15 protein-coding genes and 1 other RNA gene are annotated in these 13423 nt (G+C 62.9%); 9 read left to right on the top strand and 7 right to left on the bottom strand.

Going from position 1 to position 13423, the window contains the following annotated elements; translation table 11 throughout:
- Positions 1-69: 69 nt before the first annotated feature.
- Both AC1PUL_RS17200 and AC1PUL_RS17205 read right to left on the bottom strand, forming a co-directional pair.
- Entirely contained in the window at positions 70-279 is a 210-nt protein-coding gene (locus AC1PUL_RS17200; protein ID WP_298465809.1) for a SlyX family protein, read from the bottom strand.
- A 71-nt stretch (positions 280-350) separates the two neighbouring features.
- Positions 351-638, bottom strand: a complete 288-nt coding sequence (locus tag AC1PUL_RS17205; protein ID WP_480465311.1) for a hypothetical protein — start codon at positions 636-638, stop codon at positions 351-353.
- A 159-nt stretch (positions 639-797) separates the two neighbouring features.
- On the opposite strand from AC1PUL_RS17205, the gene recF reads away from it, so the two are divergent.
- Genes recF through AC1PUL_RS17220 form a run of 3 tightly spaced genes read left to right on the top strand, consistent with a single transcriptional unit; the run spans position 798 to position 3198 of the window.
- Positions 798-1925, top strand: coding sequence for a DNA replication/repair protein RecF (recF, locus tag AC1PUL_RS17210; RefSeq protein ID WP_480465312.1), 1128 nt, complete (start codon positions 798-800; stop codon positions 1923-1925).
- Positions 1926-1966: 41 nt separating this feature from the next.
- The gene (locus tag AC1PUL_RS17215) at positions 1967-2725 is read left to right on the top strand and encodes a molybdopterin-synthase adenylyltransferase MoeB (RefSeq protein WP_480465313.1); all 759 of its coding nucleotides are present in this window, start codon (positions 1967-1969) and stop codon (positions 2723-2725) included.
- On the top strand, positions 2722-3198 hold the full coding sequence (locus tag AC1PUL_RS17220; protein ID WP_480465314.1) for a GNAT family N-acetyltransferase: 477 nt from the start codon (positions 2722-2724) through the stop codon (positions 3196-3198). The genes AC1PUL_RS17215 and AC1PUL_RS17220 overlap by 4 nt, the downstream gene beginning before the upstream one ends.
- 3 nt (positions 3199-3201) lie before the next feature.
- Here the strand turns inward: AC1PUL_RS17220 and AC1PUL_RS17225 are convergent, their stop codons facing one another.
- Entirely contained in the window at positions 3202-4206 is a 1005-nt protein-coding gene (locus AC1PUL_RS17225; protein WP_480465315.1) for a 2-hydroxyacid dehydrogenase, read from the bottom strand.
- Between the two features lie 198 nt (positions 4207-4404).
- Between AC1PUL_RS17225 and AC1PUL_RS17230 the strand changes: the two genes are divergently transcribed.
- A complete protein-coding gene (locus tag AC1PUL_RS17230; RefSeq protein WP_480465316.1) occupies positions 4405-4947 on the top strand; it encodes an SH3 domain-containing protein in 543 nt (180 codons plus the stop codon).
- On the opposite strand, the gene AC1PUL_RS17235 is transcribed toward AC1PUL_RS17230, so the two are convergent.
- Complete coding sequence (locus AC1PUL_RS17235; protein WP_480465317.1) at positions 4940-5932, bottom strand: adenosine kinase; 993 nt, start codon at positions 5930-5932, stop codon at positions 4940-4942. The genes AC1PUL_RS17230 and AC1PUL_RS17235 overlap by 8 nt on opposite strands.
- A 324-nt stretch (positions 5933-6256) precedes the next feature.
- Between AC1PUL_RS17235 and AC1PUL_RS17240 the strand changes: the two genes are divergently transcribed.
- Positions 6257-7201, top strand: a complete 945-nt coding sequence (locus tag AC1PUL_RS17240) for an AEC family transporter (protein ID WP_480465318.1) — start codon at positions 6257-6259, stop codon at positions 7199-7201.
- A gap of 67 nt (positions 7202-7268) precedes the next feature.
- Here the strand turns inward: AC1PUL_RS17240 and AC1PUL_RS17245 are convergent, their stop codons facing one another.
- Positions 7269-7967 carry a c-type cytochrome gene (locus tag AC1PUL_RS17245; RefSeq protein WP_480465319.1) on the bottom strand — a complete coding sequence of 233 codons (699 nt, stop codon included), beginning with the start codon at positions 7965-7967 and terminating at the stop codon, positions 7269-7271.
- 155 nt (positions 7968-8122) lie between these two features.
- Between AC1PUL_RS17245 and AC1PUL_RS17250 the strand changes: the two genes are divergently transcribed.
- Together AC1PUL_RS17250 and AC1PUL_RS17255 are read left to right on the top strand one after the other, a co-directional pair.
- Complete coding sequence (locus AC1PUL_RS17250; protein WP_298465837.1) at positions 8123-8887, top strand: 3-deoxy-manno-octulosonate cytidylyltransferase; 765 nt, start codon at positions 8123-8125, stop codon at positions 8885-8887.
- A 4-nt stretch (positions 8888-8891) separates the two neighbouring features.
- On the top strand, positions 8892-9743 hold the full coding sequence (locus AC1PUL_RS17255) for a prephenate dehydratase (RefSeq protein ID WP_480465320.1): 852 nt from the start codon (positions 8892-8894) through the stop codon (positions 9741-9743).
- Between the two features lie 120 nt (positions 9744-9863).
- On the opposite strand, the gene nudC is transcribed toward AC1PUL_RS17255, so the two are convergent.
- Both nudC and AC1PUL_RS17265 read right to left on the bottom strand, forming a co-directional pair.
- Positions 9864-10823, bottom strand: coding sequence for an NAD(+) diphosphatase (gene nudC, locus AC1PUL_RS17260; RefSeq protein WP_480465321.1), 960 nt, complete (start codon positions 10821-10823; stop codon positions 9864-9866).
- On the bottom strand, positions 10820-11227 hold the full coding sequence (locus AC1PUL_RS17265; protein ID WP_480465322.1) for an HIT family protein: 408 nt from the start codon (positions 11225-11227) through the stop codon (positions 10820-10822). The genes nudC and AC1PUL_RS17265 overlap by 4 nt, the downstream gene beginning before the upstream one ends.
- 92 nt (positions 11228-11319) lie before the next feature.
- Here AC1PUL_RS17265 and ffs point away from each other — a divergent pair.
- Both ffs and AC1PUL_RS17275 read left to right on the top strand, forming a co-directional pair.
- Positions 11320-11416, top strand: an RNA gene (gene ffs / locus AC1PUL_RS17270) — signal recognition particle sRNA small type.
- Positions 11417-11496: 80 nt separating this feature from the next.
- Positions 11497-13377: a DNA polymerase III subunit gamma/tau gene (locus AC1PUL_RS17275; protein WP_480465323.1), complete on the top strand. Its 1881-nt coding sequence runs from the start codon at positions 11497-11499 to the stop codon at positions 13375-13377.
- The last annotated feature ends 46 nt before the right edge of the window (positions 13378-13423 follow it).

A 13423-nucleotide genomic window follows, 5' to 3' on the forward strand; every position in this document is an offset into this window, starting at 1 on the left:
GGTCCTGACGGTGCCGCCCTTTTGCGTGCCTCTATCGTGAGACGCAGACACGGCTCACGTGAGCTGCGATCAGTAATGCGGCGGGCGAGTGATGGCTGGCGCCTCCAGGCCCTGCTCTTCCAAGGACAGGAAGCGTTCCGTGAGGCGGTCGAGCTTGGCGCGGGTCTGTTCGACCACCTTCCATTGTTCGGCGAGTTGGTCCGATAGCTCCTCGATAACGCGGGTCTGGTGGGCCACCGTCTCTTCAAGACGGGTTATGCGCTCGTCTTTCGCGTCCATGGCTCTCTCCATCATCGTCAGCCGCGCCTTGATGCCGCAAGACGCGGGCGCGGTCAAACGGGGAGTAAGCCTCAGCGCTGCTTCTTCTTGCGATAGGGCATTGTCATGATGGCAGAGGCGGTCACGGCTGCTGCAAAGATCAGTGCCAGAGGCACGGCCATCATAATCGTCGGGAGGACGGGATGGCTTGACCGGGAGAGCGAGGTGCCCAGTCCGCCAAGGTCGAGCCAGACGATGGCGAAAGCGACCAGGAAACCGAGCGCTGCTCCGAGAGTGGCGTTCAGTGCCAGGAAGCCCAGCATCTCCCAGTGGTCGCGGCGGGCCTCTTCGGGGGTGAGTTCATCGGACTGTGGGGGCATGGCACGGCCTCCGCTTCGGTTGCTCCACGAAACTAGAGCATCCGGCCAAGAGTTCCATGCCGCCAAGCGCCGCAGTCGCCCGAAGGGTTCAAGATCATCGCTTGCGCCTTGCCTTCGTGTGCCAATCGGCCTAGCTCAAGGCGACAACGATTCCGACCGATGACCCAGAAGACACAGATCCACCGGCTCAAACTCTCAGACTTCCGCAACTATGCCCAGGCAGGTCTGGCGCTGGACGGGCGGCATGTCGTGCTGGTCGGCGACAACGGGGCCGGCAAGACCAATTTCATGGAGGCGATCTCCTTCCTGTCGCCAGGCCGCGGGCTTCGCCGTGCGGTGCTCTCGGACATTCCCCGCCTCGGGGCATCGGCAAGCTTCACGATCTTTGCGGCGATCGACGGCATGGCAGGCGAGGCCGATATCGGCACGGGAACGGAGACGACGGAGGAGGACAATCTCGTCCGGCGGCTTAGAATCAACGGCGCGCCGGCCAGATCGGTGGACGAGCTCACCGATCATCTGCGCATTCTCTGGCTGACGCCGGCCATGGACGGGCTCTTCACCGGACCATCGGCCGACAGGCGCCGCTTTCTCGACCGGCTGGTGCTGTCGCTCGACCCGGCCCATGGACGGCGGGCAAACGACTTCGAGCGGGCCATGCGCAGCCGCAACAAGCTCTTGTCCGAGGGCCGCTTCGATCCGGCCTGGCTGTCCGGCATCGAGCAGCAGATGGCAGCGCTCGGCACGGCCATGGCCGCAGCGCGGCGGGAGATGCTGGGATTGCTGTCCGGCCTCATTGAAGCCGACCGGGAGACCTCCGCCTTCCCGTCGGCATCGCTTGCCCTGACGGGCTTCCTCGACGAGCTCGCCGATCTGCCGGCCTTCGAACTGGAGGAGCGGTATATCGAGATCCTCGCCCAGTCGCGTCACCGCGATGCGGCAGCCGGGCGGACGCTGGACGGCCCGCACCGCGCCGACCTGATCGTGCGGCATATCGAGAAGGACATGGATGCCGAGCGCTGCTCGACGGGCGAGCAGAAGGCGCTCCTGATCGGCCTTGTTCTTGCCCATGCCCGACTGGTGGCGACGATGACCGGCTTTGCTCCGATCCTGCTGCTGGATGAAATCGCGGCACATCTCGATGAAGGACGCAGGGCGGCCCTCTTCGCCCGCATCGATGCACTCGGTGGGCAGGCCTTCATGACGGGGACGGACAAGGCGATGTTCTCGGCGCTTGGCGAGCGCGCCCAATTCGTCACCGTCAGGGATGGGCAGATCGATGGCTGAGCGCGCTTTTCTTCCGCGCCTCCCGGTGGCAAGGTGAGCCTATGGATCCGCTCTCGCCCGAAGAACTTTCCCGCTATCACCGCCATATCCTGCTGCCCGAGGTGGGTGGCCATGGACAGCAATTGCTGAAGGCGGCGCGGGTGCTGGTGATCGGGGCCGGCGGGCTTGGGTCTCCGGTGCTGCAATATCTGGCGGCGGCGGGCGTCGGCACGCTCGGGATCGTCGACGACGACGGGGTCTCGCTCTCCAATCTGCAGCGCCAGGTCATCCACGATAGCGGGACGCTGGGTGCAAAGAAGACCGAGAGTGCGGCCCAGGCCATTACACGGCTTAACCCGCATTGCCGGACGATCCGCTACGAAGAGCGTTTCACGGCGGCATTCGCGCGGGATCATCTCGCCCGTTACACACTGCTGATCGACGGCTCGGATAATTTTGTTACCCGCTATGCGGCAGCGGATGCTGCGGAACTCGCGAAGGTGCCGCTGGTCACGGGGGCCGTCGGGCGCTTCGACGGGACTGTCACCGTGTTGAAGCCTTACGAAAGCGGACCGGATGGTCTGGCCTATCCGCGCTATACCGATCTCTTCCCCGAGCCGCCGCCCGAGGGGCTGGTCCCGGCTTGTGCCGAGGCCGGCGTGATCGGTGCGCTGACCGGTGTGATCGGTACGCTGATGGCCATGGAGGCGATCAAGGTGATCACCGGGATCGGCGAGCCGCTTGTTGGCAGGCTACTGATGTATGACGGGCTTGCGGCCCGTTTCGACACGATCCGCTACAAGAGACGTGCAGGGACATGAGTGTGAGCATTCGCCGGATTGATGAGAGCTTTACGCGCTACGAGGACTTGCTGGCGCTGATCATGGGTTCGTTTGCCTATATGGACGGTGTCATCGACCCGCCCTCCTCCGCGCATCGACTGACCGTTGCATCGCTCAAGGACAAGGCAAGGGACGAGATCGGCCTGGTGGCGGAGGTTGATGGACGGCTTCTCGGCTGTGCCTTCCTGCGGCCGGAAGAAGCGTTCCTCTATGTCGGCAAGCTGGCTGTGTCGCCGGAGGCACAAGGTAGCGGGATCGGCAGCCGCTTTCTGGCCGAAGCCGAGGCGATCGCGCGGGAACTCGGCAAGCCGGCCTTGCGGCTGGAGACCCGGATCGAACTGACCGGCAATCATCGGCGGTTCGGCGCCTGGGGCTTTGTCCGGACGGCCGAGAAAAGCCATGCAGGCTATGACCGCCCGACCTTCATCGAAATGCAGAAGCCCCTCACCTGACGATCAGCTGCGGTTCGGCAGGACCCTGTTCGGCGGCCGGTGGCCGTCTATATAGGCGCGGATATTGATGATCACCTTGTCGCCCATGTCGATGCGGCCCTCGATCGTGGCCGAGCCGGTATGGGGCAGCAGCACGACCTTGCCCTCGTTGGCGAGTTTCACCAGCTTAGGGTTCACCGCAGGCTCGTTCTCGAAGACGTCGAGGCCGGCCCCGGCGATCTTTCCGGCACGCAATGCCTGGATCAGCGCATCTTCGTCGATGATGTCGCCACGGGCGGTGTTCACCACATAGCTTGTCGGCTGCAGGAGCGCCAGACGACGGGCCGAGAGCAGGTGGAAGGTAGCAGGCGTTGAGGGGCAGTTGACCGAGACGATGTCGACCCGCGCGAGCATCTGGTCGAGGCTGTCCCAATAGGTCGCCTCCAGCTCGTCCTCGGTCGCCGGATTGACGCGCTTGCGATTGTGATAGTGGATCGACAAGCCGAAGGCCTTGGCGCGGCGGGCGACGGCGGTGCCGATGCGGCCCATGCCGATGATGCCGATGCGCTTGCCCCAGATGCGTCGCCCGAGCATCCAGGTGGGCGACCAGCCTTCCCATTCGCCCGGCTTGTCCATCAGCACGCGCGCGCCCTGCACCAGACGGCGCGGCACGGCGAGGATCAGCGCCATGGTCATGTCGGCCGTATCTTCGGTCAGGACATTTGGCGTGTTGGTGACGGTGATGCCCTTCTTTGCCGCCGCATCGATATCGATATGGTCGGTGCCGTTGGAGAAACTGGCGATGAGCTTCAGCTGCGGGCCGGCTTCGGCGATGAGGGCTGCATCGATTCGGTCGGTGACCGTGGGCACCAGCACGTCGACCACCTTCACTGCAGCGATCAATTCTTCGCGCGTTCGCGGCTTGTCATCGACATTCAGTTCGGCCTCAAACAGCTCTCGCATGCGTGTTTCCACGGCATCCGGGAGTTTCCGCGTGATATAGACCTTGGGTCTCTTCCTGTTCGTCATGGGCCGCATCGATGCCTTGTTCAGAACTCGTTAACCAAGTCGCGGGATACTTCGCTCCTCAGGAAGGCAATTTCTACCAAACCCGCCGGCGAAGACAAACAAAACTCGTCGGATAGCGGCGGATTTGTCCCTGATGCGCGCGAGGCGCTACGGGGCGGTGGAAAGCACTTCATTTCCATAGCTTAACCCGGAACGACCATGTTTGATAAACCGCGCCGCGTCAGCCTTGCATTCAGCATCCTTTCGCTGTCTCTCGTGGTCGCTCCGATCGCCGGTCACGCCCAATCGACAACGAAGGGATCGAGCGGTCTGCCCCTGCCGCGCTTCGTCAGCCTGAAGGCCGAGAAGGTGAACCTGCGGATCGGGCCGAGCACCGACTACGCCGTGTCCTGGCGCTACATGAAATCCGGCCTGCCGGTGGAAATCATCCGCGAATACGAGAACTGGCGGCAGATCCGCGATGCCGACGGGACCGAAGGCTGGGTGAACCAGACCCTGCTGACGGGCGAGCGCACGGCCGTTGCCGCACCCTGGATGCGCGGCAACGGTGACAATGTCTATGTGATGATGCGCCGCGATTCGAATTCGTCGGCTCAGGTCATCGCCAAGCTCGAGCCGGGTGTCGTACTCAAGCTCAGCGAATGCAATGGCAACTGGTGTCAGGCAGAAACCAGCGGCGTCAGCGGCTGGGTCTCACAGAACGAGATCTGGGGCGCCTATCCGGGCGAGGCCTTCAAATAAGGCCGACTGCGGCAGCGCCCTTCTGCAAGGACATCATCGGCCGTGGGCCGATCTGCTGGATGACGACACCGGCAGCATAGCAGCCGAGATGGCCGCAATCCTCAAGGCTTCGACCATTGGTATAGCCATAGAGGAAGCCGGAGGCGAAGAGATCGCCGGCACCTGTCGTATCGACGACAGTCTCGACCTTCGTGGCAGGTACGCGGATGCGCTGGTTGTCCTTGACGATCACGGCGCCCTGCTCGCCCATGGTCACGGCTGCGAGCTTGCAATCCTTTGCGATGCGATCCAGCGCTTCAGCAAAGTTGTCGGTCTCATAGAGGGAAAGTGCTTCCTGCTCATTGGCGAAGACGATGTCGACGGTGCCGGAACGCATCAGATCAAGGAACTCCGACCGATAGCGGCCGACGCAAAAGCTGTCGGACAGCGTCATCGACATTTCTCGGCCAGCCTCGTGGGCAATACGAGCGCAATCGACAATCGCCTTTTTGGCACGCGGCGGATCCCAGAGATAACCTTCGAAGTAGGTAACCTTGGACTGTGCGACCACGTCGGGTTCGACGTCCTCGGGTCCGAACTCGACGCAGGCGCCGAGATAGGTGTTCATCGAACGCTCGCCGTCCTCGGTCACGAAGATCATGCTGCGGGCGGTCGGTGGCTGGGTGCCCAGCGGGCGGGTCTGAAAATGAACGCCCTGGGCGCGGATATCATGGGTGAAAATGTGGCCGAGCTGGTCTTCCGCGACCTTGCCGAAATAGGCAGCCTTTCCCCCGAAATTGGCAATGCCGGCTGCCGTGTTACCGGCGCTGCCGCCGGAGGCTTCGACTGCCGGACCCATCATGCCGTAGAGCCGTTCGGCACGTTCCGCATCGATCAGGTTCATTGCGCTCTTGGTAATGGCGTTGTCGATCAGAAACTGGTCGTCGCAGCGAGAAATAATGTCGACGATCGCGTTGCCGATCGTCAGGACATCGAACTGGCTCATGAGGTCCGGGGCTCCGTTTGCTTGGCCTGACGGTCATAGTCGTTTTTGCAGGGAAGAAAAGGGGCAAGCGGACATACGTCATCTTGTCGTTACATCAGACAAGTAAAAGCAGCTCGTGGACGACCATCTCCCCTGGGCGCCACACGGACCCTCCGGGGTCCAGAATTCGGGAGTGCTGACCACGGATGTACTGGCGGCAGATCCCATCCCGGCCTTACCGGGCGTCGAAGCAGGCTCACCGCCTGCTTTTGTCGTTTCTGGCGGATTGGCCGCGCGGGACAAGAGGCCTAAACAAGGTTCATCTTGTCATCACGAGTCGATTTCATGACCACCGTTGCCCAGGACGTTCTTCCCATCTTCATCCTCATTCTGTTCGGCTGGGCGCTTGTCCGGCTGAAGATCCTGGCCGCCGAGATCGGCGACGGTCTCGGAGACTTCGTTTTCAAGGTGGCCGTGCCGCTGCTCCTGTTGCGGACGATTGCGAATGCAGACTTCCACGGCGCCTCTCCCTTTCGCCTGTGGATCGCCTATTTCGCCGGCGTCTTCATCGCCTGGGCGATCGGTCACCTCGTCGCGACGCGGATCTTCAAGCGCGATCAGAAGCTCGGCGTGCTCGCCGGCATCTCGTCAGCCTTCGCCAACAATGTGTTCATCGGTCTGCCGCTGGTCGAAAGGACCGTGGGCCCCGAGGGTATCGTCGCCATGTCGATCCTGCTCGCCATCCATTTGCCGCTGATGATGATCGCCGGTGTGCTGGCCATGGAGCGGGCGGAGCGGCAGACGGGCGGGCGCGAGGGCGCCGGCCTCGTTGCGGTTTCCAAGCAGGTCGGCGGCAATCTGGTGCGCAACCCGCTGATCATTGGCCTAGCAGTCGGGATCCTGCTGCAGCTTCTGGGGACGCCGGTGCCCGCCTTGATCGATGGTGTCGTCGCCCAAGTCGCGGGCATGGCGGCACCGGCGGCTCTGATTTCGCTGGGCATGACACTGAACAAATACGGCATGGCAGGAAACCTGAAGATCGCCGGAACCATCTCGCTGCTGAAGCTCGGGCTGATGCCTGCCGTCGTCTGGTTGGCGTCGACCCTTCTCGGTCTCTCGCCGCAATGGACGGCGGCGCTGGTGCTGACCTCATCCGTTCCGACGGGCATCAACGCCTGGCTGATTGCCAGCCGCTTCGGCGTCGGCCAGGGGCTGGCGGCATCGGCCATCACGCTTTCGACGGCTGCCGGGGTGGTGACCGTATCCTTCTGGGCGCTGCTGCTTCTCTGACGACCAGAACGAAAAAGCCCGGCCGCAAGGGCCGGGCGCAAGATCTCGACGGATAATCGAATAGCGATCAGGGCGTCGCAGGCTGTGCCGGCGCGGCAGGAGCTGCTTCTGCCGGAGCTGCAGGAGCAGCCTCGGCGGGCGTTGCGGCCGGAGCTTCTGCAGGCGCAGCAGCCGCATCAGCCGGGGCGGCAGCGGCATCAGCCGGTGCTGCAGCAGCTGCATCCGGCGACGGCAGCGGAACCGGGCTGTCTGCCATGGTGTGCAGATACATGATCACGTTGGCGCGCTCGTCGTCCTTCTTGAGGCCGGCGAAACCCATCGATGTGCCAGGAATGTGCTGCTTCGGAGCAAGCAGGAACTCGTTCAGGTGATCCCAGGTCCAGAGCTCGGTGCCGCCCTTCGAGAACTCGGTGATGGCAGCCGAATAGCTGAAGCCTTCATGCGAAGCGATCGGACGGTCGACAAGGCCATAGAGGTTCGGGCCAACCTTGTTGGCGCCACCCTTGTCGACGGTGTGACAGCTTGCACACTTCTTGAACGAGGCTTCGCCTGCAGCCGCATCGGCGCTGGCGAGCAGGACTGCGATCGGCACTGCGGCCACTTCGGGAGCCGCCTCGGCAGGTGCTGCCTCTTCGGCAACGATGGCAAAGCCTTCCTTCTCAGGCGTTTCCGAATGGAAAATTCCCTCCGAAGCGATCGACACAGACATCAGGACGAAGACGGTGCCGAGAAAGGCACCCACGCCCATGTTGGTATAAGAGTTCATCTGCAAAGCTCCCCGTGCAGCCGGCCGATGAGCAACCGGACGATCTTGAAATCGCGCGGAACCTATGTCTTTTGCATAACACTTGCAACACGATTATGGTCCCGCAGCTGGGACTATTTGACACTTCTGTGCGGTGATTTGAAGGGGTTACGGACATGAATGAAGGCAGAACTGCCAAAACCCTAGTCCTCATCCCCGCCCGCATGGCGTCCACCCGACTTCCGGGCAAGCCACTGGCCGATATTGCCGGCCTGCCGATGATCGTGCAGGTCGCAAAACGGGCTCACGAGGCCAATGTCGGGCGAATCATTGTTGCCGTCGACGACCAGACTGTCTTCGACGCGGTCGAGTCTGCAGGCTTCGAGGTGGTGATGACGCGGAGCGACCACCAGTCGGGTTCCGACCGGATTTTCGAGGCGCTGACAAAGGTCGACCCCGACGGACAGGCCGAGATCATCATCAATGTGCAAGGTGACCTCCCGACAATCGATCCGCAGACGATCCGGGCGGCATTGCGCCCCCTTGAAGACCCGGCCGTCGACATCGCGACGCTGACGGTGGAGATCGAGGACGAGCAGGAAAAGACCAATCCGAATGTGGTGAAGGTCGTCGGCTCGCCGCTTTCGGCCGACAGGCTTCGGGCACTCTATTTCACCCGCGCCACCGCACCGCACGGGGCCGGGCCGCTCTATCACCATATCGGGCTTTACGCCTATCGCCGGCAGGCGCTTGAACGCTTCGTGGCGCTCTCCCCCTCGACGCTTGAAAAACGCGAATCGCTCGAGCAGCTCCGGGCGCTCGAAGCCGGCATGCGCATCGATGTCGAGGTGGTGAAGACCGTGCCGCTCGGCGTCGACACGCCTGCCGACCTCGAAAAGGCCCGTCTCATTCTTTCCGCATCCTCCAACGCAGGACACTGATCCCTTGGCACCGACGAACAAGATTTCCTTCCAGGGCGACTATGGCGCCAATTCCGACATGGCCTGCCGCGACATGTTCCCCGACATGGAGCCGCTGCCCTGCCCGACCTTCGAGGATGCCTTCGTGGCGCTGGAGACGGGCGAGGTGGATCTGGCGATGATCCCGATCGAGAATACGCTGGCGGGCCGCGTGGCCGACATCCACTATCTGCTGCCGCTCTCGCGCCTGCATATCGTCGGCGAATATTTCATGCCGATCCGCTTCCAGCTGATGGTGCTGCCAGGCGTGAAGCTCGACGAGATCCGCACCGTGCACAGCCATATCCACGCGCTTGGGCAGTGCCGCAAGATCATTCGCAGCCATGGCTGGAAGGCCGTCGTCGCCGGAGACACGGCCGGTGCGGCAAAGCTGGTTTCCGAGAAGGGCGACCGGAGCATGGCGGCGCTTGCTCCGCGGCTTGCGGCCTCACTCTACGGGCTGGAGATCCTTGCCGAGAACGTTGAAGACTCCGAAAACAATGTGACCCGCTTCGTGGTGCTGTCGCGCGACGAGGACGAGCCGAAGCGCGCAAGCGCCGACGAGCGCTTCATCACGACCTTCGTCTTCAATGTCCGCAACATTCCGGCGGCCCTCTACAAGGCGATGGGCGGGTTTGCGACGAACGGGGTCAACATGACCAAGCTCGAAAGCTACCAGATCGGCGGCAAGTTCATCGCCACCCAGTTCTACGCCGATATCGAGGGGCATCCGGACGATGCGCCGGTGAAGCGGGCGCTGGAAGAGCTGCGGTTCTTCTCGGAGAAAGTCCGCATCCTCGGCGTCTACAAGGCGCATCAGATGCGCGGCAAGCTTTGAGTTGACGCAAAGAGGGCGGCGTAGAGCATTTCCGGCGCAAAGGAGCGCCTTCAATGCTCTATCCGTTTGTTTCCACGCAATTCCGGACGCAAAACCGCTTTGCACTTTTGCTGGAATTGCTCAGTGCCGCCACTCGTACCAATCTTCGATCAGCCTCCGGGCGATCGTGCCGTTTATCGGCAAAGTTCGGCCATCGGCTGAACCTTCCGACAGCATTTGACCGATCTCCGCGCGGGTGAACCAGCGGCAGTCTTCGAGTTCGGTCGTGTCGAAGGTGATGTCGAAGTCTGTGGCCTCACCGTAACAGCCAATCATCAGCTGGTGCGGCATCGGCCAGGGCTGGGAGGCGTGATAGCGGACGCGGCCGACGGTGATGCCGGACTCCTCGCGTGTTTCACGACGGACGGCGTTTTCGATCGTTTCGCCCGGCTCGACGAAACCGGCAAGCGAGGAATACATGCCCGTCGGGAAGCGCGGGCTGCGGCCCATCAGGCAGCGATCCTTCTTCTCGTCGACGACCAGCATGATGGCGACCGGATCGGTGCGCGGGAAGATTTCGTGGCTGCAGGCGGTGCATTTGCGCTTGTAGCCGCCGATGAGGGTTTCCATCGTGCCACCACAGCGACCGCAGAACTTGTTGTCGGCATTCCAGCGAAGCAGGCTCAGCGCCTGGGCGACTTCACCCAAGAGTTCGTCGCCAACAAGCGCATCGCGGAACAGCGCGCGTGGATCGGCGGGCTTGTAGTGGGCGGCAAGCGCTTCCGGCGGCACGTTGACGGGAACTGCGAGACGCGGCTCACCCGACGGCTGGTGGCCGAGAAGGATCGCATCATCGAAGTTCGGCTGGAGATCCGCCAGCTCGTACGGGGCAAAGAGCGGATCGAGCACCTGGCCATCATGCTTCAGGACCAGCTGCGTGCCGGAGAAGGCGAGAATATGCGTACCCTCGACCTTCAACGCCTTTTCGAGCGAGGTCTCGTCGCGGTGCTCGCTGTCACGATCAAGGCAATTGCCCGAGAAGGCCGTGAGTTCGCTGGGTTCGAGATGCGGGGCGCGGTTGAGGAAAATCGAATTCTTCATTGGAATGCTTCAAGTATCCTGTGCTTCATGGCCTCGAAGGCCTTTTCCTCATAGGGGACCGGCTGTCCGAACCCCCAGATCGGGCCGGGCCAGTTCGGGTCATTCTCGTTGCGGGCGACGACATGCACATGAAGCTGGCGGACGATGTTGCCGATCGCAGCGATGTTGATCTTCTCGGCACCGGTCGCCTTTTTCAGTGCTGCTGCGACCGTAACCTGCTCCAGGGCGAGGGTGACCTGATCGGTTGGCGTCAGGTCGAAGATCTCTGAAACATCAGGACGTTGCGGGACCAGAATCAACCACGGCCAGCGGCTGTCCCTTGCCAGCCGGAGGTCGCAGAGGTCGAGTTTCAGGATCGATACACTGTCTCGGCCAAGACGGTCATCGAGGATGAAGGGCTGCAAGGTGTTTCTCTCCGTAACGTTTTGATCGAGGCTAGCAGTTTTTTCAGCGCTTGGCTTGCATTTGGCGACGTTATTGCCGATATGTCTCCTCGGGAGGTTGGTGGTGGACGAGCCACTCGCCAACCGGGTCAGGTCCGGAAGGAAGCAGCCCTAACGAGCGCGGCACGGGTCATCGTGCCAGCCTCCCACCTCATCTTCATTTCCGGCCTCTGTTTCCGACATGGGCCGTACCATGCCCGGAGCCGGGCGACGGGGAAGCTGGCAACGCGATGAGCGATTTCGAGCCGACTGCAGAGGCCAAGCCCGCCCCCGGCGGCTACCGCGTTCTCGCCCGCAAATATCGCCCCAAGGATTTCACGGACCTGATGGTCGGCCAGGAGCCGATGGTGCGGACGCTGACCAATGCGTTCGAGACCGGCCGTATCGCCCAGGCCTATATGCTGACCGGCGTGCGCGGGGTGGGCAAGACGACCACGGCCCGCATTCTGGCGCGTGCGCTGAACTACAAGACGGCTGAGATCGACAAGCCGACGATCGACCTGCGCATCCCCGGCGAACATTGCCAAGCGATCATGGAAGGCCGGCATGTCGACGTGATCGAGATGGACGCCGCTTCGCACACCGGTATCGACGATATCCGGGAAATCATCGAGCAGGTGCGCTACCGCCCCGTCTCGGCGCGCTACAAGGTCTACATCATCGACGAAGTGCACATGCTGTCGACGGCGGCCTTCAACGGGCTTTTGAAGACGCTCGAAGAGCCGCCGGAGCATGTGAAATTCATCTTCGCGACGACCGAAATCCGCAAGGTTCCGATCACCGTCCTTTCCCGCTGCCAGCGCTTCGACCTGCGCCGGATCAGTGCGGGCGATCTTGTCGGGCTTTTCTCGACGATCGCGTCGAAGGAAGGCATCGAGGCGGACGAAGACGCGCTCGCGATGATCGCGCGTGCCGCCGAAGGCTCCGCGCGTGACGGTCTTTCGCTGCTCGATCAGGCGATCGCTCATGGCGGCGGGGCCGTGCATGCCGATGCCGTGCGCGCCATGCTGGGCCTTGCCGACCGGGCACGCATCGTCGATCTCTTCGAGCATATCGTCCGCGGTGATGTGGCGGCGGCCCTTTCCGAATTCGGCAGCCAATACGAGGCGGGCGCGAACCCGACCGTCGTTCTGACCGATCTTGCCGACTTCACCCATCTGGTGACCCGGCTCAAATACATTCCCTCTGCCGCGCAGGATCCTTCGCTCTCCGAAGTCGAGCGTATCAGGGGTGCGGAACTCGCCGACAGCGTGGCGGTAACGACGCTGTCGCGTATGTGGCAGATGCTGCTCAAGGGCATCCCCGAAGCCGAGGCCTCCTCGCGGCCGGCGGGTGCTGCCGAGATGGTGCTGATCCGGCTGGCGCATGCCGCGCATCTGCCATCGCCCGAGGATGCGGCGCGACGTCTGCTCGAGCTTTCCAATGGCGATGGCGGAGCAGAGCGCGGGCCTTCTCAGCCGCGTCCGAATGGCGGCGGCGGTGGAGCTTCGATGGCCATGCGGGTGCAGGCCGTTTCTCAAGCATCGCCAGACAGCGCTTCGCGCCCGGCGATGAGCCAGCCCGTTGCACATCTGCAGAGCGTGCCGGCGGGCGACGCGTTGCCGCAAGGCATGGAGCGGCGGGAAGCCAAGGTCGAGGACGCGCCGATCCCGGGCGGCCGCGTGGAGACGCTCGACGATATCGCCGATCTTTGCACCAAGAACCGGGCGCCGGTGCTGCGTGCGCAGCTGCGCCAGTTCGTGCATCTCGTGAAGATCGAGCCGGGCCGGCTGGAGATAAGGCTGGAATCGCAATGCCCGCCCACGATCGTCAACGAGCTGAAGATGAAGCTCAGCGAATGGACGGGCATTACCTGGTGGGTGACGCTGTCCAACGAGGCAGGCGCACCAACGCTGGTCGAGGTGGAAAAATCGACGCGCGAGGCACGGCTTCTCGACGCGCGGCAGGATCCGGACGTGGCCGCGATCCTCGCACGCTTTCCCGGCGCCAAGATCACCGATGTGAGAATCAAGGCGGCGGCGATCGAGGATGACGATATCGTTGCGGCACCGCCGGCTGCGGCGGAATCCGCCGATGGTGACATCCTGCCGGGCGACGACATCGAATTCTAGGGCTTCAAGCCCTCCCCGCAGAACACGACAACAATCCAAGGAGACG

The organism is Rhizobium sp. P43 (genome assembly GCF_056730705.1).